Here is a 21,078-nt window from a genome sequence, read left to right as displayed (position 1 = left end):
GTCATCTGCCCGGACAGGGGCAGAAGCGGCGATGACCAGGAGAAAAGCAAGAACGGGAGCGGATCGCCTCAGCATGATCCGATCTCCCATATACGCAGGTCGACTACTTTCCAGGCAAGCCCATCGTGAGCGACTTGGGCATCCACTTTTCTCAATCCTCCAGAAGGCGATGGCTCCTGTTCGCCGCCTTCATCGGACTCGATCCAATCGGAGCTGTCCATACAGTCGAGAAGGGTCACTTCATCGTCCGAGGCCTCGACCACTTGTGGCGCAAGCACCGGTTCCCCGGTGACCACCGCTTGGTCTTCGACCGCACCTTCCAAGGTGCTGCGCATGAGGGCCAACGCTTCACCCGAGGAGTAAAGCTCCAGCTCCGGAGGGTTCGGGTCGCCTTCATGAGAAGCTTCAACAACCACTGCCCACATGGCTTCATACGCCTCAACGGCAGCGGATCCAGGCTCTTCTGAAGCAGGAGGCGAAGAAGGGGATGGGGTCTCAGGATCCGGTGGTTCACCTTCCCCGGGGGTGGAGCAAGCCGCTACCAGGCAGGCGAACAGAACCCCCGCACCACCCATGACATGCGATTTCATGTCCACCTACAACCCCACTAGAACCTCACGTGGAGTGATGATGCTAATACCGAATTGCATGCACTCCAAGCCCCAAGGTGTCTTCCAACCACACAGGGCAAGGAAGGTCTCACCTATGAGTCAGGGCCAAAAGTCCAAATTCGGTCACGAAAAACTCGCATCAACTCAACAGGCGACCCAGTCAAAAAAACCATCGGCACCACAACCAACATCATCCTGAGCAAACCGCAGAATCAGTTTCAGGAACCGAAAGATCGGTGCTCACTGTCGGGTGACAATGGTCAGTCACGTGAGAAGGATCAAAAGTCGCCTGGCCTGGCGATCCGTGGTGCCAGGGGGGTTGCGCCGCTCACCCTTGGCATCCCGGCACAGCAGCAACAACCAGACCAGGGCGAGAAGGCGTCGACACTCTTGGAGCCGGTCCGACTCGGCCGGGGTGAGGGCGAACCGGCTCAGGAAAACCGATACGTCGAGGGGGTATTCCACCCAACTCCCGACGTGCTCGGTGATCTCTGCCAGTTCGAAGGCCCGGTCGCTTCGACCGGACTCTTCGAAGTCGACGACACGGACCCGAGACCCGCCCCAAAGGTAGTTGGCGAGGTTGCCGTCCCCGGGGCCGAACACCGACTGGACATTCGCCTTGGTGGTATCCCGGAGAGCACTGCCGTTCAACCAGGTCAGTCCTTCGTCCAGAGCTCGGGCTACGTGGTTGCCGAGGCCGGGACGTGCCTTCGGGGCCCAGGTGTACACGAACTCGCAGAGGTTCCGCTGGTGTCCGGGCCGTGTAGAAAGGCGGTCGAGCACGCCCGGGGGCACCGCGCTATGGAGTTCGGCAACGGTCTCGACCAAAGCCGCCGTGCTCACGGAGTCCAGAACCTGGCCGCGTAACGGTTCACCGTACAGCCTGGTCATCGTCACCACAGGTGCGGCAGCGTCGAAGTCGATCGTGAGCGGCCGAGGGGCCACCCCGGGTGCATGCGTGGCAAGCAGCGTGAGCGCGCGCCACTCCCGGGCACACCGGCCGTGGTCGCCGGGACGGAATCGTTTGGTCACAACGTACGGGCCGAGTTCGACCATGTGGGTACTCCACGGTGAAGGTGCCATGGACGGAGTTCTCCCACATAGATGAGCGGCGGCCTCGGGAATTTTATCGTCGGAGTGACGGAGTGTCATCGCACCACAAGCTCAGTGCCAGAACCCGAAGATGCCAGCGCTCGGCACCGTGTTGTGAACTGCACCTGCGAGGCCTCGGGCTGACGTCTTGGCCCGGAAAACAGGAGTGGCCGCTTTCGGCGAATCCTGTCCGGAAACCTCGGGGCACCTCAACATCCAGGGCCACGAGTTCACTGACCCACAGTCCGGAGTGGAACAGCAGCCGCCCGATGGCCTGATCGCGGGCCAGGGGGCATTTCTCCACCGCGTGCAGAAACCGCTTCTGCTCCGGGGGCTCCAACACTCTGGGGGCGGTGTCCAGCGGCTCGTCGCGGCCCACGTTGGCCGGGTCGAGCCCGAGGTGGGTGAAGAAGTGGTCCAAGGCGACCAGGTGGGCATTAGCGATGGCCGCTGAGCGCTTGAGCACGGTCTTGAGGTGGGCGCGGCAGTCGCGGGCGGCGAAGTCGCGCCCGTGCGCGTCGGTGAGCGCATCACCTCCGGCCGAGGCGGCGTCTTCCAGCCAGGTCAGGAAGGACCACACCCGGGAGGCGTAGGCGCGGCGGGTGTGGGCGCCCAGCGGCGCCTGCTCCAGGGTTTCGGCGTAGCCGGTGAACACCGGGATGTGGGCGGCCGGGACGTCCTGGCATGGCTGCATCGGGCGGTGCCTTTCTGATATCAGAAGTGGTTCCGAGCCCCTGGACCTACCTGGTGTGACCTTGGGTTTTGAGTGGCAGGGAATCTCCAGTGCTTGATGGCGTGCTGTAGCACACAGGTAAATGAGGGGGCTCCTGGGTGGTCTTGACGCTTTCCTCGGTAGCAGCTGTCAGTCGGTCACGTCTGGTGACGACAGTGGATCCTCGTCTTCGCTGTTGGAAGCCGCATCGTCCACCGGTTCCTCCGCGTCCACCCGGCCGGTCGTGTTGTCAGCCGACTTATCATGGGGGCGGCTTCCTGGACGCCGCATCAGCTCCGGGTCGGCGTAGGCCTCCCACCCGTACTTCGTGTAGTGGTCGGCGCTATGCCGTTCCTGTTCCTTCTCGTCCAGCCTTCGCAGCCTTTGGGAGGCCTCAGGTGCGTAGTCGGGGTGGTTGGTGACGATGGCGCGGGTGAACCAGGTACGTGCCTCCTGCACCCGCCCCTGCACGGCTTCCAGGACCCCGAGGTTTCCCATCGCTTTTGGTGCGGCGTCGGGGTGGTTGGTGTCGATGGCGCGGGTGAACCAGGTACGCGCCTCCTGCACCCGCCCCTGCCGCTTCTCCAGGTTCCCGAGGCTGTACATCGCGCTCGGTGCGGCGTCGGGGTGGCCGGTGACGATGGCGCACGTGTACCAGGTACGCGCCTCCTGCACCCGCCCCTGCACGGCTTCCAGGACCCCGAGGTTGAACATCGCTTTTGGTGCGGCGTCGGGGTGGCCGGTGACGATGGCGCGGGTGAACCAGGTACGCGCCTCCTGCACCCGCCCCTGTTCGTCTTCCAGCTTTCCGAGGTTGCCCATCGCTTTTGGTGCGGCGTCGGGGTGGTTGGTGTCGATGGCGCGGGTGAACCAGGTGCGGGCCTCCTGCACCCGCCGCAGGTCGGACTCCAGGTTCCCGAGGCTGTACATCGCGCTCGGCGCCTGGTCGGGGTGGCCGGTGTCGGCGGCGCGGGTGTACCACTTGCGTGCGGTCGCGGGATGGTCGTTGTTCTTGAACCAGGTGGCCAGCCCATTCATGGCGTAGGGGTCCACATCGGCGTCGCCGTGGCCCAACAGCCGGTCGGCCGCGGTGTGGGCGCCCAGGCGCAGGGCGGTGTAGCCCAGGTCACGGCGCTGGGCTCCGTCGAAGAAGGTGTCGGCGTAGGTCCACATCTGGTCGGCGACCGGCCAGGCGACGCTTTCGCCCTCCTGATCGGCGATCGCGGTCAGCAGGGGGTGGGGGGTGTAGTAGGTGCCGCTGCCGTCGGTGCGCTCATCGACCAGCAGTGGCCGGTCCCTGGTGGGGGTGGTGACCCAGGCCAGGGCCTGCTTGTAGCGGTACTGGGAGAAGTTCGAACCCGGCGGGCGGCTGGTCAGGGCGTTGCGGTAGGCCCGGTACAGGTGGGGCAGGATGGTGCGGCTCAGGCGGCGGGGCGGGTCGATGCGTGCCCAGTCGGTGACCGCGCACAGTAGTGCGACCCGGTCGGTGGCCTCCTCCCCCGTGCCGCGGGTTAGGGTGGTGCGGACCTGGTCCCAAGACACCAGCAGGCGTCCCAGCAGCAGGTCACCGCCCTCGTCCAGGATCGGGTGCAGGTCGGTGTAGGCGTCCTCGGCTCGGAACCGGTCTCGTTCGTGGCCGGTCAGGGCACCCAGGTCGGCCAGGGCGGTGTGGGAGGCGATGTGGTCACGCACAGTGTGGGGGATGCGGGCATCGTCGAGGAGAGCGGCGTCCAAGGTGGCCAAGAGGCGCAGACCCTCGGGGAGTTCTGCGGGGTTCAGCAGGGCCAGCTCGGTGTAGCGGTCGGGGGTCAGGGCGTCCAGCCACAGCACCACTTTCCGGCCGTGGCGGGTGTAGGTGCCTGCGGCCTCGACCATGGCCTGCAGGGAGACGGCCGGGTCGTCGAGAAAGGCCACCGCCGCGTGGTCGGCGAGCAGACGCTTGGCGGCGTGGGCCAGGGTGCGGGTGGCCCCGGCCAGGCGCGGCCCGGACACGATGACCAGCCACTGGTCCGCATCGGCCAGGGCAGCGGCCACTTCAGAGTCGACGTCGCGTTCCAGGTAGAGGTTCTGAGCGTCGGCGGCGAACCGGCAGGCGTGGGCGCCCAGGTCGCGGGCGGACAGCTCGCCCACCAGGCGAGAGCTGCCGTCGCGGGTGATCACTGAGGGCCACAGCTGGGGCACGGGCGCCGTGGGTGGTGCGGGGGCGACCCAGTGGGTAAGGGCTCCCGCGGCGCCGGCGCAGAGCAGGGCGGCGATGAGCCAGGCCAGGCCCGTGCGGTCGAAGTCGGTGGGGTGGACCTGGTTGATGAAGATGCCCACCGCGACGGTCAACACGGCAATGGCGGCTGCGGCCGCCCACGGCGCCCAGGCGCGCGCCCTCATCGCGCATCGTCCAGGGGCGGGGGGTGGTGGCAGGTGTGTGGGAGCACGGCAGGGCTCCTCCTCGCTCAGGGCCGGGCCGGTCATCTGATCAGACGGGCAGAATGCCGATCGGGTTGCCGTGTGGTTGCGCTTGGTCGTAGACGTGGCGGCCCGCGCGCGGTGGTGGCGGCTTCGGCGCCCCTCGGCCGGCTACTGGACTTGTGCCCGTTCGGGCACCTGCGCCGCCTTCACCGGTCGTGCCGGGTCGGTTAGGGTCTCTTCAGGAAACAGCTCTTCTGTGAAGGAAACTGCACATACCCGGGTCCTCGCTCTCGGAGAACGCCGTGCGAGATCGCAGCAAGTTCCCTTCACGAAAGGTGGTAGCGGTCCTCGGCGCGCCGACCGGCGGCGCCGACACGCTCACCTCCTGGGCCGAGGCTTACCTCGTCGCCGCGGTGCACGGGGGGCGCTCGGCGGAGGTCGCGGCGAAGATCGCCCGGCACCTGGACCGGTTCCGCGCGTGGATGGTCGAAGGGTTCGGCCACGACCGCCTCACCGCGGTGACGGCCCGGGAAGTGGCCGCTTGGCGCGACCACATGGCCGCCGAAGGGATCATGCGGCCGGGCAGGTCGGCGGCGTCGACCTCGGCCTGAGTGACCCAGTTGCGCAGGGTCTCGCGGTTGATGCCGAGCTGGTCGCCGATACAAGCGATCGCCCCTGGACGCGTGGCCGGGTTCCGGCGGGCCTGCACGACCATGCGGGTGGCGCGTTCGCGCAGCTCATCGGGGTATTTCCTCGGTGCTGGCATGTCTCTCATCTTTCCCAGGTTTGAGGGTGGTGTGTCCTGCGTACCGTAGAGATCGTGTCCGCACAGGAGTTGACCCGTGAACGTGCCCTGGAGATCGGTGACCACGTGCTGCGCGCCGCCGGATGGTCGACGCGAGGGATGCGCGTGCTGGGGCCGATCGGTGAGAACGCGAACCTGGTGGCGCCCGAGCCGGGGATCGTGGTGCGCATCAGCACCCACAGCGCCCTGGACCGGGCACGTCGGGAGGTGAAGGTCGCACACTGGCTACGCAAGAGCGGTGTCCCGGCGGTCCGGGCTCGCTCGAACACACCCCAGGTGGAGAGCGGTCGGTGGGTCGTCACCCTGTGGGAGTACATCCCCGGGGTGGCCCCCGGCTCTCCGACAACGATCGGAACGGCCCTGAAGTCTCTGCACCGGCTCAAGGCCCCCGATGATTTTTCCCTGCCGGTCCTGGATCCGTTAACGGGCATCGACGGCTACATCGCCTCGTCCGTACTCACCACCGCGGAGAAGACGTTCCTGCAAAAACGTTGGGACGAGCTTCGGGCCAAGCTCTCCATGTTGGACCACGCGCTCCCGGCGGGCCCTGTTCACGGGGACGCCCACCGCAAGAACATCGTCGAAGACAGCCTGGGAAACCCGGTGGTCCTGGACTTGGAACGCTTCAGCATCGGCGCCCGGGAATGGGACCTGGTGGTCGCGGCCGTCTACCACCGGGTGGGCTGGTACACCGAGGCCGAGTACGGCGAGTTCACCGAAGCCTACGGGTGGGATGTTCGGGACTGGGAGGGGTTCGAGACGTTGGCGGCGAGCCGCGAGTTGCGGATGACGGTGTGGCTGTGCGCACGCACCGGCCGCGAACCTCGGTTGCTGCCCGAGGCACGCCGCCGCATCGCCTCTCTCACAGACCCGTCGGTTCCCAAACATTGGACGCCGGGGACCTGAGATAGGTCTACCGGCGGGTGAGCGGAGCGTCTGCGAGGAACTCGTCGAGTTCCCGAACGTGCCGGGTCTCGGCATAGGGTTCGAGGTCGCCGCGCAGGCGGGTGATGTAGGTGCGCACGCGGGCCGAGCGCAGGGTACCCGCGTGGGTGATGGTGGTGCGGGTCAACGTGCAGGCCGCTTCGGGATCCGCGTCGGGTAGCCGAAGATGGGCGCCGGCCTGGATGAGTCCGGCGAAGGTGCGGCTGCGGCGGAACCCGGCCGGAGCCAAGCTGATCGAGCGGTGGGCGTGGTCGATAGCGCTGGTGCCGTGGCCGAGATCGTGGAAGCAGTGGGCGCTCTCATCGGCGATCTCCGAGGCGTCAAAATAGCCCATCCATGCAGGCTCCGTCTCCGGGTCGAGCTGATCGAACGCCTCCTCCATCTCGTGCAGGGCGCGAGCGCAGGCGTGGTCATCGCCGAGTGAGGCCAGGCCGCGTGCCTCCATAGCAGCGAGCATGGCGCGTACCGCTGGGGTGGCGTGGTGGGCGGCGCCGGTTTTGGCGGTGCGGGCCAGGTCGACGGCGCTGCGGAAGTGTCCCAGAAAGTTGGCCTGGTGGCTGAGCAAGGCCAGGGCTTTAGCACCTAGAAGACGATCGCCGCCCAGGTGGGCGAAGGTGAGGGACTGGAGGAAGTAACGGCGGCCGATATCGTGCAGCCCGGCGTCATAGGCCATGGCTCCGGTTTTTGCGGCGAAGCGCGCGCTGGCCGCGAACAGAGCACGGCCGGTTTCCAAGGTGAAGTTGCCACGCAGCAGCGGGGCGACTTCGCTGTGCAGGTACTGCACAGCGGCGGTGCGGGCGTGCCCACCGCCGAATTCATGGTCCAGGGCCTCGAAGAGATCACAAGCCCTTCCGATGGCGTTGACGTCGTCTGTGGTCACCTCGGGTGCGGCCTGTGAGGTGTTGGTGGTGAGGGTGGCCGGCGGTGCCACCAACCACCGTAGGAGTGGTGTGCTCAGATGCTCGGGATCGAGTCGGGTGGCATCCGAGGTGAGGCGCTGTTCCAAGTCGGCGCGCCACAGCATTCCGCTGGCGTCCACCGCACCCGATACAGACTCTGTGAAGAGATCGTCGGGGTCGGTGGAAGCAAGCCATGAGCCGTTGGTGATCGCTGTTGGAGCAAGGGGAAGTTCGAGTAGGGGCTCTGCCGTCCCTGAGGGCCGTTCTGGGGATGGGGTGTCGGGCGGCCGAAGGATGCCGAGTCCATCGAAGACGGCGTCACTGGTGCTTTTCCGTTTGAGCTTGGACCGCCCCGAGACGGCGTCGGAGATCGTGGACTGTGAAAGGCCGAGGATCTGCGCCAACTTCATCTGGGACAACTCGCTGTTCCACAGCACCAGCCGCACCACCGCAGCCGCGTCTTCGTCCTCCCATGCCTGCCGCAACTCGGGCAGCGCCCACACCTCCGGCGGGATACACCGGCACCCGGCCCGGCCGACGTGGGGAGGCCGACCGCACCCTCGGCACACCGCAACGGATTCGCTGGTCACGCTGCCTCCAGTCTTTCGGCAAGGACTTCCTTTGCTCTACGGCCAGATAGGCCGCACAACGCTGCCCCGCCCTGTGGAGTACTCATTTGATGGGCGCATAACGCCCGCTGTGTGCGATCCCAACGGACCAGGACCTCGGTTGCAACCCCATGGGCTGAAATCAGTTTCCCTCGGCCCTCTGTGTACGCCACGCGGCCGAGTCACGCATGTACAACGACTCCTCGGCCTGGCCGTCTTCGGCCACGGCTCCCCCTTCGATGACCAGGTGCCCTCGATCAGCACGGAACAACGCGTCCTGGACCTGGCGCAGCATGGTAGCGACTTCCGATGCTCCACGGTACGAATACAGTTCCCCGGCCCCCAGGTGGAAGCCGACCACCACCGAGTCCACCGCATCGGTCAAGGTGGCGACACGGCCGGTGAGCGGTTTTCTCCCCCGGCCCCGTTGCCCTTCTCACCGATGGTCAGAAACCCGGTGGTGGCTCTCCGATTTCCCACTCCTCGGGGAGTTCGATCTCCACAGGCTGGTTGAAGTGCTCGAAAATCAGCTCGTACGACGTGGAGATGGAGATCGGTGTTCCCTCATACTCGGTCTCGTACGCCACGAAGTACTGCATGTACAGCGGATACCCATCCGCGTCGATCCACAGGTCGAATGACACTTCGGGTGTGGCGATGACCGCGGGTTGCTCCGCCTCGACGTCGTAGCCCACCCGGTCCATGGTGAACACCCCGGTGTAGTGGTGGCCCTCGCGGTCTTCGATGTCGGGGTTCCCGGAGTGATTCCCCAGGTTGTCGGAGACCAGAGGTACCGTCGCCCTACCATGGTGGTCAATGGTCTCGGCAGTGCGAACGACCTGGTCAAGGATCCCCAACAGGCTGTCGCGTTCGGCATTGCGTTGGTGGGCCAGGGGCGCGTCGGCATCGCGGTAGTACTGCTGTGAGTACCCGTCCTCGCCCAAGGTTCCGAATCCGTGGATGACGTCGTCCGGCCCTTCACCTACACCGATCGCCGTTTGGAGGGTGCCGTCCGCGTAAGACCTTGTACTCAAAATCGGCTGGGGGTTCTCGGTGTAGGCGTACTCGATGAAGCTGGCGATCTCAGAAGTCAGTGCCTGTTCGAATGCCTCGAAACTCTCTGCCGCCATGGCAAGCTCGTACGCTTGCGCCATCACAGCGAAACCGTCCTCAGGTGTGGTGCTCACCGCGAGCGTACTCGGATCACCGGACCCGTCCCGGGAGGTTACGGGGTCCGCATCGCCCGTCACCTCCTCCAGCAGAACATCGCTCCCCTGCGTTCCTGGCCGTGCCAGGAACCAGGCAGCCAGAAGAACCAACACCAGCAGGGCGGCTGACCCCGCCAGCAGCGGCAGGCGGCCGACCTGGCGGAAACGGCGTACCCGACGCGGAGCGGGCGCGGTGACTCCGCGCCACTCGATAGCGATCAGGTCCGACAGCACCCGGGTGGGCGGTTGGGCGACCGCCGGTTGGAGCCTCGTGGTGTTCCAGTCGTCGGTGAGCGCTGCTAGGGCCTGCGCGGCGGAAGGTCGCCGTTCGGGGTCTTTGTCCAGCGCCCGCCGGACGAGGCCGAGCAAGGTGTCCGGCACGCCCTCCAGGTCCGGTTCCTCGTTGCGGGTGCGATAGGCCAACACGTCCGGGGCACCGGTCCCGAAAGGGTTGCGGCCAGTGGCGGCGAAGGCCACCATGCCGCCCCAAGCGAACATGTCGGAGCGGTCCGTGGCGCCGTGGCCCTGGTACTGTTCCGGCGAAATCCAACCCGGGGTTCCGATCAGCCCCCCGGTCCGGGTCAGGCCGGTCTCCTCCACGGCGCGGGCGATACCGAAGTCCAGCACTTTGGGGCCGGTGGGTGACAGGATCACGTTGCCGGGTTTGAGATCGCGGTGGACGATGCTCTCGTGGTGGATCGCGGCCAAGGCCTCGGCCAGGCCGGCAGCCAGCGCGGTGAGCATGCCACCGGACAGTGGCCCGTGCTCTCCTACGTGCTGGCGCAGGGTCTGGCCGGGTACGTACTCGGTGGCCATCCAGGGGGTGTCCGCCTGTGTGTCGGCTCCATGGAAGGCAGCCGTGCAGGTCGCCCGCACACGCGAGACCAACTCGACTTCCCGGGTGAATCGGGCGAGGAAATCCGGGTTGGCGGCGAACTGCGGGTGGATGACTTTGACTGCCGCACACAGGCCGTCGGAGCGCACCCCGGCGTAGACCGCGCCCATACCTCCCGCGCCGATCCGACCGACTACGCGGTAGTCGCCGAGCATCTCGGGGTCACCTGCGGAGGGCGACCGTATCCCCGGCGGCAAGCGATCAGGGCCGAAAGGGACGGTCACAGAAACAGGAGTGGCGGCAAGGCCGCTGGGGGTGGGTACGGGGTCAGGGGCTGTGGAGGACATGGGATCTTCCCTGCTAGGGGACGTGTGGACAGGTCAGAGAGCTGTTCAGGAGAAGTCCTGGAAGGCGCAACTGTCACGGGGGGAGCCGTCGGTGAGGGTGGCATCGTGCGGGGCGAGGGCGGGCAAGTCCGGGAAACTCGTGCCTGACCCCCCGGAGCTCCCGAAGCAGAAGCCGCCCGCGTAGTCCAATGGAACCGTGCCTCTGCGGTCCGCGGTGTAGTAAACGACCCCCGTCGATCTGCGCAGGAATCGCAGCGTGAATTCGGCCATCGGGTCGTCCGCGTCCACCCGCGCCAACAACCCGCGACTATCGGGGGTGTTGAGGGAAACCTCCGTGTCCTCAGGGCCGATGATGTCACCCACAGCAAAGTCGTCGCTCAACAGCTCCAGGGAACCGAAGTCAGGTAGGTACTCCGCCCGCACGGAAAACTCCGTGACACCCCCCGTCTGGACTTCATCGAAGGTGATGCGCAACTGCTCCAGCGGCTCACCTGCCTGGCCCAGAGCCGGTTCGAGGGTTCGTAGAAGCACCGGAGCCCTGCCCTCGACCGGGCGCACCGCTACAGTGCCGCTCTCGTAGAGATCCCGGTACTCCTCGGGGACGTCTACGAGAGCACCGGCGGCATCATCGGCCCCGCCTTCTCCCTCGCTGCTCCCTACCGCATCGGAGACCACACCGTCGTTCGGTGGCTCGCTCTCGATCGCGGCACCCTCCCCACCGCCTCCGCCGACAGTGGCCCACATCGTAAGTCCGGCGACAAGCGTCAGACTGAGTCCGGTCGCGGTCATTGTCAGGCCCCGGCGCTTCCGTGCGGCCCATGGGCGACGGGGCGGGGCATGGCGGAGCCACTCCCCAGGGCGGCTTCCGGGTGCCCCGATTCCGGTCCAGGCCTCGTCCAACACAAGGGTGACGTCCACCTCGCGGCTGGGGAGCGGCACGGTGCTACCTTCCCCGGACACAAGCGCGGCGAGCTCGTCCAACACCTGGGACGCATTGGGACGCCGCTCGGGGTCCTGATCGAGCGCGCGGTGCAGCAGGCTCCGCAAGTGCTCGGGAACGCCGTCCAGGTTCGGTGCCCTGGACAGGACGCGAATGGCCATGGTCTCGGAGTCGCCCGTGCCGTGCGGATGGGTTCCCGTGGCCGCGTAGGCCACCAGGGTGGCCCAGGCGTGTATGTCGGAGCGCTCCGTGGCAGGTCGCCCTCGGTACTGCTCAGGCGCGATCCACCCGGGGGTACCGACCAGTCCTCCGGTCCGGGTGATGGCGGTCTCCTCGACTGCCCGGGCAATGCCGAAGTCCAGCACCTTGGGACCGGTAGGTGACAGGATCACGTTGCCGGGTTTGAGATCCCGGTGCACGACGCCCACCCGATGCAGTGTGGCCAATGCGTCGGCCACACCGACCGCGAAGGCGATGAGAGCGGAACCGGTGAGTGGACCGTGCTCGCGGACATGGGCGCCCAGGGTGAGTCCCGGTACGTACTCGGTAGCCATCCAGGGAATGTCCGCCCTGACGTCCGCGCCGAGAAACCGTGGGACGCACACCGCCCGCACCCGACGCACGAGAGCGACCTCACGAGCGAAGCGGGAACGGAACTCCGGATCATCGGCGAATACCCGGTGCACGCACTTGATCGCTACCTGGATATCGGAGTCGTCTAGCCCGGCGTACACGGCTCCCATGCCTCCCGCGCCGATCCGGCCAACCACACGGAACGGCCCCAAATGGCGAGGCTCGTCGGCTGTGAGCGGTTGAAGGCCGTCCGGGAGGGGCCCGTGGGGGAAAGAAGGGTTCATGGCCGATACCCGTCGCTCGCAGGGCGTTTAACGCCCCGGGATGATCCGGTGACTGGGCAGCTGCCACCGACGGAGGTCGGCCCAGGTGAGAACGGGCCCTCCACGCCTGAGTTGACGCTCCACCGAGTGCAGAGGTTGACGCTCATATCGAGTGAGCAGCCAGTGCAAGAGCCCAGGGGAACCGGTCGAATGCACTCGCTCCGGCTCCCGGGGTGTGCGGGATGAACTCCCCCGGTCCGATCAGCACTCGAACCTGTTCTGCTCGGAGGTTCTCGACACTCTCCTGGAACGGGGTCCGATTGGCATAGGCGGAGTTCACGAACGGGAGGACCACGGTCGGCACTCCCAGACCGATCGCCTCGTTCAACACGTCCAACACGTAGTTGTCGGCGATTCCATTGGCCAGTTTGTTGATCGTGTTGAAGGTCGCCGGAGCGATGATGATGGCGTCCGCTTTGGGAGAGCGTGGATCTCCTGGCCTGCGATGCCGGCTTCGCACTGGTCGGCCGGTCTGCTTTTCCAGCGCTTCCACGTCGATGAAGCCGACAGCGGCCGGGGTAGCCATCACTTGAACGGCCCACCCTTGCTCCTGCGCCAACCCCACCAGGGTGCCGACCTCCGCGGCCGGTCCCGCCGCGCACACCACCACATAGAGCACCTTCTGATCGCCCACCTGTTCAGGCACCGACCCTTTCCGCGAGCTCGCTGACATCCCCGTAAAGGTTCCCGCCCGCCCGACTCCGTATGTCGTTGATCAACCGGTGCACCACGGGCCGCGCGCTCAGCTCCTCGCTCGCCATGTCCTCGACGTTGCGCAACGCCTGGTACGCCTGCTCTGTCTTCTCCCACTGCTGGTACGCGCGAGCTACGTCGATGAACAGGGTCGCGCGGCGTTCCATGACCTCGATGTTCTCCAATCGAACCTGTCGCGCGTAGTCGATCGCGTTCCCTGCGTCCCCCATCTCCACGGCCGCGCTCACCCGGTGTAGCAACACGTTCGTGGGGCCGAACGCCGTCCACTGGTAGTTGAAATCCCCTCCGAGCCGCGCACCCGTTTCCTCTGCCTCTTCGAGCAGGCCGAGTGCCTGATCCCGCTTCTCGCTTTTGGCCGCCGATACCGCTCCGCTCAGCAGCAGGGACCCGTACACCGACAGGGATTCGGGCGTGGGCTGATCCATCTCCGCGTCCACCCGCTCCGCGATACTCGTCGCCAGTTCCGTCGCCGCCTTGTAATGGCGCTCGCGCATCAACGCCCGTGCGAAGGCCCGAGCGCTGGCACCCACCACCTCGGGCCGCTCGCTGGCCTCCGCCGCCCGCATGCTCCGATCGGCGGCGAGGTAGGACAGCCCGCGCTCCTCGCATTTCAGCAGCAAGCTCGCCGCCACGTGGTAAGCCTCCGCCCGCAGAGCATGCGCCCGTGCGACCTCGTCCCCCTCCACACCGGTTACGGCGTCGTCCAACCCCCGTAGCAGGGCGGGAAGCCGCTTCGCCACTTCCGTGTAGTGGCACGCCTGGTATCCGGCCTTGGCCGCCCGAGTCCTCCGGGCCAGTTCACGCAGGTTCGTCGCCGGATGCGTCGCACCCTGGTCGCCTCCGGCGTACCGGGTCAGCGCTGCGGCGATCTCGTCCATGTCGAACAGGGAACCGGTGCTCGCCTGGAACAGAGCGGTGCCGGCCAGCCCGACGAATTCACGGCGACGCACGTTCGACTCCTCCCCGGGAAACAAGTCCACCTTCAGCACAGGCTGTATTGACCGACCAGGAAACGGGGATGGCCGGGCTGGTGTCACTGCTGTTCCCGAGCATCGCTCTGGGGATGGGGTGTCAGGCGGCCGAAGGATGCCGAGTCCGTTGAAGACGGCGTCACTGGTGCTTTTCCGTTTGAGCTTGGACCGCCCCGAGACGGCGTCGGAGATCGTGGACTGCGAAAGGCCGAGGATCTGCGCCAACTTCATCTGCGACAACTCGCTGTTCCACAGCACCAGCCGCACCACCGCAGCCGCGTCTTCGCCCTCCCATGCCTGCCGCAACTCGGGCAGCGCCCACACCTCCGGCGGGATACACCGGCACCCGGCCCGGCTGGCGTGGGGAGGCCGACCGCACCCTCGGCACACCACCGGCTCCTCGTTGGTCAGCAACGTGTGCCTTTCATCAGATGAAGGGATCGCTGGCTCCACGGTATCCATCATCCGACATGTGCGCCGGGTTTGTCAGAGAAAAGGACCAACGGCAGCCACGAGAACCGATAGTGATTACCACAGCGGCAGACGTTTGACCATCGATAAATCCGATGGAATTCGATAGATCTCCGGTACAGAAGAACCCCGGGGATTCGCACGATGGGATGCATGAACCCCGTCCTCCAAGAACACGCCACCCCATCCGACCAGGGCCACCCGCGCCGCCTCCATCAGGCGATCACCGCCCTGGCCGAGCAGGACGTGAACGTGTTCGTGTTCGCCGACGAAGGCCGACTTCTGGACGCGAGTCCCGCCTACGCCGAGCAGCCGGTCGAGCAGATCGCAGCAATCTGCTCGGGCCTGGTCACCGGCGCCCACCGCTGTGCCCGGCTCGGCCGGCCGGCCCGGACCAACGAGGCGTCCAGCGTCGTCATCCGCTACACGTCCGCCTCCGTGGTCCTGTTGCCGATCACCGACCAGATCTGGGCGGGGTGTATGTCCGGCCCCGACCAGGTGATCCGCACCGCTCATGCCCTCGCGCTGTTCGCCGAGCAGGCCGCACCCCTCGTCCCGAAGACGGTGGGGTGGAGCCTGCCCGCGATGACGGCCACGGGAATCGGGGGCGGAAGCCGATGACGTCGCGCCGCGTTATGGCCGCACCGCTCCCTTTCACCGCCCGCGCACCGCTGCCCGCGGTCGGTGAGCACACGCTGGTGCGGGCGATCGGCGAGGGAGCGTTCCCCTCCGCGACCGAGCTGGACCACCTGGTGGCGTCGGTGTGGCGGCGGGTACGTGATCTGGAGCAGATACGTCCGCACCGCCCGCTGACCGTGCTGGAGATCGCCTCCCGCGCCGGGTTGAGCCGTGGCGTGGCGATCCTGGCGGTGACGGAGTTGTTGTTGCGTCGCCAGGTCCGGGTGAGCCGCCCCCGCACGGGACTGCGCCTGCCGATGGCGGAGGTCCGCGACAACCTGGCGGCGACACACTTCGACCCGCGGTTGGCCTCGGCCAAGGTCCTGGTCCTGGGCACCCCCGAGCTCGCGGCCCGCCAGTTCGTGGGGTCCTGCTCCCACGCCCACCCCGTGGCGGTACAGGAGCAGATACCCGAACCACCCAGCACACAGGACGCGAAGGGCTCGGAAGGTGCGGGCGAAGCCGCGCAGGTGCACAGCGCGCTGGGTAGCGGGCGCCGGCCGCCCCTGAGCTCGCTGCTGATCTCCATGGGCACCCTCCCCGTCGGGGATCTGCACCTGTGCCTGCTCGCGCTCCCCGAACCGCAGATGTGGGATGCGCTGTGGCCCAGTGCCGTCCGTGATGCCTGCGGCATCATCCTCATCGCCCACCCCGACCACCTCGACGCGGCAGCCCACGCCCTTCCGCTGCTACGGGACCTGCACGTGCCCGTCCACGTGGTGCTCGACCATCCGGACGGCACCGCACCGGACACCTCCGCCGCGGCCGAACTTCTCCAGGTGGACCCGGAGCACATGACGATGGCCGACGTCCGCTCGGTTCCGGCGGCACGTGCCGCCCTGCGCGACCTGATCAACCAGGACCCGGTCCGGCCCGAACATCTCCCCCTGCGCACCCCGCGCGCCGCACACCCCAACGGCACGTCAACGTATGCAGAGCCCAAGGAAGGCCGCTGATGAGGAAGATCCTGATCGTCGGAGGCGGTACCTCGGGTCTCCACCTGGCCCACGGGCTGCTCTCCCACGGCTATGACGTCACCGTGATCACCGGGTCCTCCTCTCAGGAGATCAGGACCGCCCGCCCTTCCGTCACCCAGTTCACCCTGCCCAGCGCGCTGGCCTATGAGCAGGCGTCCGGGCTGGCCATGTGGGACCACCTGGCGCCCCGGATCACCGGGATCACCCTGGACCTGCACCCTCCGGGCGGCGTTCCGGTGACGGTGGAGTCCCCTCTTCCCACGTGGGGGGTGTCGGTGGACCGCAGGGTGAAGGCGGCCGACTGGCTGGAGTCCTTCGAGGACCGCGGCGGCATGGTCGTCATCCACGGGGTGACCGTCACCGACCTGGACTACTTCTCCCGCATGTACGACCTGATCATCGTCGCGGTCGGCCACGGGGAGCTGGGCCAGCTCTTCGATTCGGCGGGGTCCCGCTCCGCATCGCGGCGGGTCCTCGCCCAAGCGATTCTGGACGGTGTCCCCGACGGCCCACATGCCCAATCGCACCCGGTGCAGGCTCCGAAGGGCGCGCATCCCGGGTACAAACCCGAACCGGTGCTCGCGGATTTCGCCGCAGTGGCCTCGGGTCCCGAGCTGCGAGCGATCCTGTCCCCGGTCCTGACCCCCGACGGCCCCCAGCACGTGCTTCAGCTCATGGGGCCCGTGGGAGGCCCGATGGAGCGCTGGCCCGACCGTCCCGGCCCCGAAGAACTCCTGGGGCTGATGCTGCGGATGCTGGCCGAACACGCCCCCGAGCTTGCCGCGCGGGTGGGCAAGGCGGAGCTGCTGCACGAGTGGGATGCCGGTCTTCACTCCTACAACCCGCACGTACGCACCCCGGTCGGGGCCCTGCCTTCGGGTGGGGTGGTGCTGGGCATGGCCGACGTGGTGGTGTCCGCCGACGATCCCATCGCAGCCCAGGCCAACACCGTCAGCGTTGCCTGCGCCAACCACTACCTGTCCCGCATCCTCGGCCACGGCGGCAACGAGTTCACCGAGTCCTGGATGGAGGAGACCTTCACCGGCGTGTGGGAAGGCAGCCCGACTGCGGAGTACCCCCTCGCCGGCATGGGACAAGCCGCCTCTGGCCTCGGCCAGGTACTGGACCGGATCTGGTCTCCCGACGCTCCCGTCCATCTCACCCAGGTGCTCGGCGCTGCGGTCGCGCACCAGCCGGTGGCGGACCGGTTCATCGGTGATCTGGACGATCCCCGCCGCTATGCCGCATGGCTCTACGACTCCGGCGCCGCCCGCGCCTTCCTCTCCCAGGTCACCGCAACCGCCGGACGGGGCTGAACACCTCCGTACCGGCCGAGCCCCGTCCGCTCCCCACCCCCCTTTGGAGCACCGCCATGCCCAACCCGCCGAACACCACCGCCTCCGCCGTGCCCGCCGTCGACGTCACGTTCCAACCGGACCTGTGGTCGCAGAGGAAGATGACCCACCTCTACGACTGGATCGTCATCCGCGGCACCTACCCGCTGCTGTGGGGCTGCCGGTGGAAGTATCCGGCCCGCCTGTACCGGCACGCCCTGCGTTCCGGCATGACCGTGCTGGACATCGGCCCCGGCTCGGGCTTCTTCCTCGATTGGTTCGCCCCCGGGAGCCTGCGGCTGCACCTGCTGGACCGCTACCCCGGATCGCTGACCGCCGCCGCGACCCGCCTGGCCCGGCACCGGCCCGCCCTGCACACCGGCGACGCCCTGGACCCGCTCCCCCTGCCCGCCTCCAGCGTCGACCTGGTCGTCCTGGGCATGGTCCTGCACTGCCTGCGCGGGCAGACCATCGCCGCCAAAACGCCGGTGTTCGACCACATCCACGAGGTTCTCAAGAAGGACGGCCAAGGCGAGTTCCTCGGCTACACGGTTCTGGCCCACGGGGTGAGGCACAACCCGCTGGGACGGCTCGGCCTGGGGCTGCTCAACCGGCGGGGTGTGTTCGCCAACTCCGGCGACTCCCTCACCGACCTGGTGAACGCCCTCAACTCCCGGTTCGAGATCGTCGAGCTGTCGGTGCGCGGGTCGGTGGCGCTGTGGCGGGTGAGGACCCGATGACCGCCCTCACCCACTCGCCGTCGCGGGGGCCGGTCGCGATCATCGGGATGGGCTGCCGCCTGCCCGGGAACATCGACTCTCCGAACCTGCTGTGGAAGGCGCTGCTCGACGGCCGGGACCGCATCACCCGCATCCCGCAGGAGCGGTGGGAGACCATGGTCGCCCACCTGCACCCCGACCAGGTCCCCGCCGCCCCCTACCCGGCGGGGGTCGTCGACCACCGCTTCGACCACGACTTCTTCGGAACCTCCGCCGACGAGGCCGCGGAAATGGACCTCCAGCAGGGCTGGATCCTCGAAACCGCCCACGAGGCGCTCGCGGACGCCGGGATCACCCCGGCGTTGCTGGCCGGGTCGGCCACCGGGGTCTACGTCGGCGCGGCCTCGATCGACCAGGCCGCGGTCAACTTCGGAAACAGGCGACGGGCCGGGGTGTTCACTGGATCCGGGGCGGGGATGGCGATCCTCGCCAACCGCCTCTCCCACCACCTGGACCTGGCCGGGCCCTCCCTGACCCTGGACACCGCCTGCTCCTCCTCGCTGACCGCCCTGCACTACGCCGTCCGCGACCTACGGGCGGGCGACACCCGGCTGGCGGTGGTCGCCGGGACGAACATCCTCACCGCCCCGACCATCACCGCGTCGTTCGTGGAGACCGGGGTGCTGTCCCCCGAAGGCCGGTGCAGGCCCTTCGACCAGTCCGCCGACGGGTACGTGCGCTCCGAAGGGGCCGTGGTGCTCGTGCTGGCCCGCGCAGGGACGGCGGCCGAGCGCGGCCACCGGGTATGGGCGCACGTGGCCGGAACCGGAATCGGCCACGGCGGCCACACCCCGCACCTGCTCGCGCCGCGGGCCTCCCGGCAGGCCGCCGCCCTCTCCCGGGCCCTGGCCGATGCCGGGATCGGTGCCGGGCGGGTGGGGTGGGTGCAGGCCCACGGCACCGGCACCAAGGCCGGGGACCGCATCGAGGCCGACGGCATCGCCCAAGCACTGGGCCACGGCGCGCCGGTGGCGGTCGGATCGGTTAAGAGCACGCTGGGCCACCTGGAAGGAGCCGCCGGCGCCCTGGGGGTGATGGTGGCGGCCCTGGCCGTCCACCACGGCCGACTCCCGCCCACCGCCCATCACACCCGTCTGCGCGCCGGGTTGGAGAACAAGGTGCGGGTGCCCACCGAGGTGGAGCCATGGCCTACCACCAGCGCAGAGGAAGGGAAAGGACAGCGGGTGGCCGGGGTGTCCTCGTTCGGGTTCGGTGGCGCCAACGCCCACGCCGTCATCACCCAGGCCCCGGCCGCCGAGGCTCCTGTGGGTGAGGATCCGATGCCGTTGCCGGAGACCGTGATGGTGTCCGCGCACACCCCGGCGGCGCTGGCCCATGCCGCCGAACGCCTGGCCGAACAGATACCCGAAGCCGGGTCGGTCGGGATCGTCGCCGACACCGCCCTGGCCCGTGGAGGCCACCACCCGTACCGGGCCGCGGTCGTGGCCCGCGACCTCGGCGGCCTCGTCCAGGGCCTGCGCGCCCTCCAGGACGGGACCCCCTCACCCGACGTCACCGGCCCCGGCCAGGCGCCGAAGGCCCGCCCCCGGGTCGTGTTCGTCTATACCGGGCACGGCAGCCACCACCCCGACGCCGGCCTGGAACTGATGTGCCTGCCGGTGTTCGCCGCCGCAGTGACCGAGGCGCGGACGGCGCTGTCCCGACGCACCGGCTACGACGTGTGGGCGCCCGGTCAGCCGATCACCTCATTCGTCGACGCCCAGCACTGCACCTTCCTCGTCCAGGCAGGGCTCACCGCGCTGCTGTCCGCGCGCGGCATCCACCCGGATCTGGTCCTGGGCCACTCCGTCGGGGAGATCGCCGCCGCTCACATCGCCGGCATCCTTCCGCTGGACGCCGCCGCCCGCGTGCTCGCCGAACGCTCCCGACTGCTCGGCGGATTGGCCGACGCCGGTGGTCTGCTGGCCGTCCGCGCCACCGTCGACCGGGTCGAGGAACACATCTCCCTCTATGCCGGCCGGGTGGCGATCGCCTCCTACAGCGCCCCCGGTGTGCAGGTCGTCGCCGGACCCCTCCTCGACCTGGAGCATCTCCAGGCGGACCTCACCGATTCGGCGGTGTGGTGCAAGCGGGTACCGGACGCCATCCCCGCCCACTCGCCCGCGGTCGACCCGATCGTCCCGGAGCTGCGCCGGGTGCTGGCCGGGTTGGTCCCCCACCCCGCGCAGGTGCCGATCATCTCCACCGCCCACCCCACCGACCCGGCCGATCCAGCCGGGCTGTGGAGCCCCGCCTACTGGGCCGACCAGGCCCGTTGCCCGGTGCGGTTCACCGACGCCCTGCACACCGCCTCCGCCGTTCTGGGAGAGGAACCGGTGGTGTCCGTGGAGATCGGGCCCAAGGCACTGCTGGTGGAGCACATCGCCCACACCCTCCCGAGCAACGCCACGGTCGCGATCACCGCCCACCCGGACGGATTCGCCCACGGCATCGGAGCGCTGTACACCCACGGCGTCACCCCTACCGGGCCCACCGACCGCGCCGACCCCCGCATGCCCATCCCGCCCGGCTGGGACCGCACCGGCCGCCCCACCCCGGCGCACCGCGACGGACCCGTGCCCCCGCCCAAACCCGGGCAGGTACCGGACCACCTGGCCGCCGAGGTCGCCCGCCTGGTGCACCTGCCCGACGGCCTCGATCCAGACTCCACCTGGGCCGAGACCGGAATCCAGAGCCACGGCCTGCTCCAGCTCACCTCCCGGCTGCGCCGCATCCCGCCGTGGCAGACCGTCGACATCCAGTTGTTCCTGCCCGACCGCACGTGGCGGCAGGTGGCCGCCGACCTCGACCGGCACCTGACCGCCCCTGCCGACCTCCACGTCTAGGACCCGC

Annotated in this window: 16 protein-coding genes; 7 read left to right on the top strand and 9 right to left on the bottom strand. The window is 68.2% G+C overall.

Annotated features, from left to right (window positions below):
* Window positions 1-68: 68 nt before the first annotated feature.
* From ACJOT3_RS05855 to ACJOT3_RS05840, 4 genes are all read right to left on the bottom strand, one after another.
* Window positions 69-590 (bottom strand): hypothetical protein, encoded by a 522-nt coding sequence (locus ACJOT3_RS05855; protein ID WP_406969585.1) that lies wholly within the window; start codon window positions 588-590, stop codon window positions 69-71.
* A gap of 285 nt (window positions 591-875) precedes the next feature.
* On the bottom strand, window positions 876-1,667 hold the full coding sequence (locus tag ACJOT3_RS05850) for an aminoglycoside phosphotransferase family protein (RefSeq protein ID WP_406969583.1): 792 nt from the start codon (window positions 1,665-1,667) through the stop codon (window positions 876-878).
* A 70-nt stretch (window positions 1,668-1,737) separates the two neighbouring features.
* Entirely contained in the window at window positions 1,738-2,397 is a 660-nt protein-coding gene (locus ACJOT3_RS05845; protein WP_406969581.1) for a site-specific integrase, read from the bottom strand.
* Window positions 2,398-2,565: 168 nt separating this feature from the next.
* Entirely contained in the window at window positions 2,566-4,746 is a 2,181-nt protein-coding gene (locus ACJOT3_RS05840; protein WP_406969579.1) for a tetratricopeptide repeat protein, read from the bottom strand.
* Between the two features lie 407 nt (window positions 4,747-5,153).
* On the opposite strand from ACJOT3_RS05840, the gene ACJOT3_RS05835 reads away from it, so the two are divergent.
* Both ACJOT3_RS05835 and ACJOT3_RS05830 read left to right on the top strand, forming a co-directional pair.
* Entirely contained in the window at window positions 5,154-5,429 is a 276-nt protein-coding gene (locus tag ACJOT3_RS05835; protein WP_406969577.1) for a hypothetical protein, read from the top strand.
* A 209-nt stretch (window positions 5,430-5,638) separates the two neighbouring features.
* Window positions 5,639-6,529 carry a phosphotransferase enzyme family protein gene (locus ACJOT3_RS05830; protein WP_406969575.1) on the top strand — a complete coding sequence of 297 codons (891 nt, stop codon included), beginning with the start codon at window positions 5,639-5,641 and terminating at the stop codon, window positions 6,527-6,529.
* A gap of 7 nt (window positions 6,530-6,536) precedes the next feature.
* Here ACJOT3_RS05830 and ACJOT3_RS05825 read toward each other — a convergent pair whose 3' ends face one another.
* The 5 genes from ACJOT3_RS05825 to ACJOT3_RS05805 form a co-directional block, all read right to left on the bottom strand.
* Window positions 6,537-7,970 (bottom strand): NsdA family TPR-like regulatory protein, encoded by a 1,434-nt coding sequence (locus ACJOT3_RS05825; RefSeq protein WP_406969573.1) that lies wholly within the window; start codon window positions 7,968-7,970, stop codon window positions 6,537-6,539.
* A 551-nt stretch (window positions 7,971-8,521) separates the two neighbouring features.
* Window positions 8,522-10,333: a serine/threonine protein kinase gene (locus tag ACJOT3_RS05820; protein WP_406969571.1), complete on the bottom strand. Its 1,812-nt coding sequence runs from the start codon at window positions 10,331-10,333 to the stop codon at window positions 8,522-8,524.
* Window positions 10,334-10,510: 177 nt separating this feature from the next.
* Window positions 10,511-12,262: a serine/threonine-protein kinase gene (locus ACJOT3_RS05815; RefSeq protein WP_406969569.1), complete on the bottom strand. Its 1,752-nt coding sequence runs from the start codon at window positions 12,260-12,262 to the stop codon at window positions 10,511-10,513.
* Between the two features lie 142 nt (window positions 12,263-12,404).
* Window positions 12,405-12,947: a flavoprotein gene (locus tag ACJOT3_RS05810; protein WP_406969567.1), complete on the bottom strand. Its 543-nt coding sequence runs from the start codon at window positions 12,945-12,947 to the stop codon at window positions 12,405-12,407.
* The gene (locus tag ACJOT3_RS05805) at window positions 12,940-14,310 is read right to left on the bottom strand and encodes an XRE family transcriptional regulator (protein ID WP_406969565.1); all 1,371 of its coding nucleotides are present in this window, start codon (window positions 14,308-14,310) and stop codon (window positions 12,940-12,942) included. Before ACJOT3_RS05805 ends, ACJOT3_RS05810 begins: the two co-directional genes overlap by 8 nt.
* Window positions 14,311-14,610: 300 nt before the next feature.
* Between ACJOT3_RS05805 and ACJOT3_RS05800 the strand changes: the two genes are divergently transcribed.
* From ACJOT3_RS05800 to ACJOT3_RS05780, 5 genes are read left to right on the top strand one after another with little or no spacing between them, the layout of a single operon-like run.
* Window positions 14,611-15,078, top strand: a complete 468-nt coding sequence (locus tag ACJOT3_RS05800) for a hypothetical protein (RefSeq protein ID WP_406969563.1) — start codon at window positions 14,611-14,613, stop codon at window positions 15,076-15,078.
* A gap of 14 nt (window positions 15,079-15,092) precedes the next feature.
* Window positions 15,093-16,091 carry a hypothetical protein gene (locus ACJOT3_RS05795; RefSeq protein WP_406969561.1) on the top strand — a complete coding sequence of 333 codons (999 nt, stop codon included), beginning with the start codon at window positions 15,093-15,095 and terminating at the stop codon, window positions 16,089-16,091.
* Window positions 16,091-17,428: a styrene monooxygenase/indole monooxygenase family protein gene (locus ACJOT3_RS05790; RefSeq protein ID WP_406969559.1), complete on the top strand. Its 1,338-nt coding sequence runs from the start codon at window positions 16,091-16,093 to the stop codon at window positions 17,426-17,428. Before ACJOT3_RS05795 ends, ACJOT3_RS05790 begins: the two co-directional genes overlap by 1 nt.
* Window positions 17,429-17,484: 56 nt before the next feature.
* Window positions 17,485-18,186 carry a class I SAM-dependent methyltransferase gene (locus ACJOT3_RS05785; protein ID WP_406969557.1) on the top strand — a complete coding sequence of 234 codons (702 nt, stop codon included), beginning with the start codon at window positions 17,485-17,487 and terminating at the stop codon, window positions 18,184-18,186.
* Window positions 18,183-21,071 (top strand): type I polyketide synthase, encoded by a 2,889-nt coding sequence (locus tag ACJOT3_RS05780; protein ID WP_406969555.1) that lies wholly within the window; start codon window positions 18,183-18,185, stop codon window positions 21,069-21,071. The genes ACJOT3_RS05785 and ACJOT3_RS05780 overlap by 4 nt, the downstream gene beginning before the upstream one ends.
* Window positions 21,072-21,078: the final 7 nt, after the last annotated feature.

Source organism: Nocardiopsis protaetiae (assembly GCF_045446735.1).
GTDB lineage: Bacteria > Actinomycetota > Actinomycetes > Streptosporangiales > Streptosporangiaceae > Nocardiopsis > Nocardiopsis protaetiae.
The sequence above is the reverse complement of the archived record's forward strand: the minus strand, read 5'-3'. Positions and strand labels throughout refer to the sequence as shown.

Bases quoted from the DNA above. Each gene is read 5' to 3' on its own strand.
- ACJOT3_RS05855 (WP_406969585.1), bottom strand. From the start codon at position 590: ATGAAATCGCATGTCATGGGTGGTGCGGGGGTTCTGTTCGCCTGCCTG.
- ACJOT3_RS05850 (WP_406969583.1), bottom strand. From the start codon at position 1,667: ATGGTCGAACTCGGCCCGTACGTTGTGACCAAACGATTCCGTCCCGGC.
- ACJOT3_RS05845 (WP_406969581.1), bottom strand. From the start codon at position 2,397: ATGCAGCCATGCCAGGACGTCCCGGCCGCCCACATCCCGGTGTTCACC.
- ACJOT3_RS05820 (WP_406969571.1), bottom strand. From the start codon at position 10,333: ATGCTCGGCGACTACCGCGTAGTCGGTCGGATCGGCGCGGGAGGTATG.
- ACJOT3_RS05815 (WP_406969569.1), bottom strand. From the start codon at position 12,262: ATGAACCCTTCTTTCCCCCACGGGCCCCTCCCGGACGGCCTTCAACCG.
- ACJOT3_RS05800 (WP_406969563.1), top strand. From the start codon at position 14,611: ATGAACCCCGTCCTCCAAGAACACGCCACCCCATCCGACCAGGGCCAC.
- ACJOT3_RS05795 (WP_406969561.1), top strand. From the start codon at position 15,093: ATGGCCGCACCGCTCCCTTTCACCGCCCGCGCACCGCTGCCCGCGGTC.
- ACJOT3_RS05790 (WP_406969559.1), top strand. From the start codon at position 16,091: ATGAGGAAGATCCTGATCGTCGGAGGCGGTACCTCGGGTCTCCACCTG.
- ACJOT3_RS05785 (WP_406969557.1), top strand. From the start codon at position 17,485: ATGCCCAACCCGCCGAACACCACCGCCTCCGCCGTGCCCGCCGTCGAC.
- ACJOT3_RS05780 (WP_406969555.1), top strand. From the start codon at position 18,183: ATGACCGCCCTCACCCACTCGCCGTCGCGGGGGCCGGTCGCGATCATC.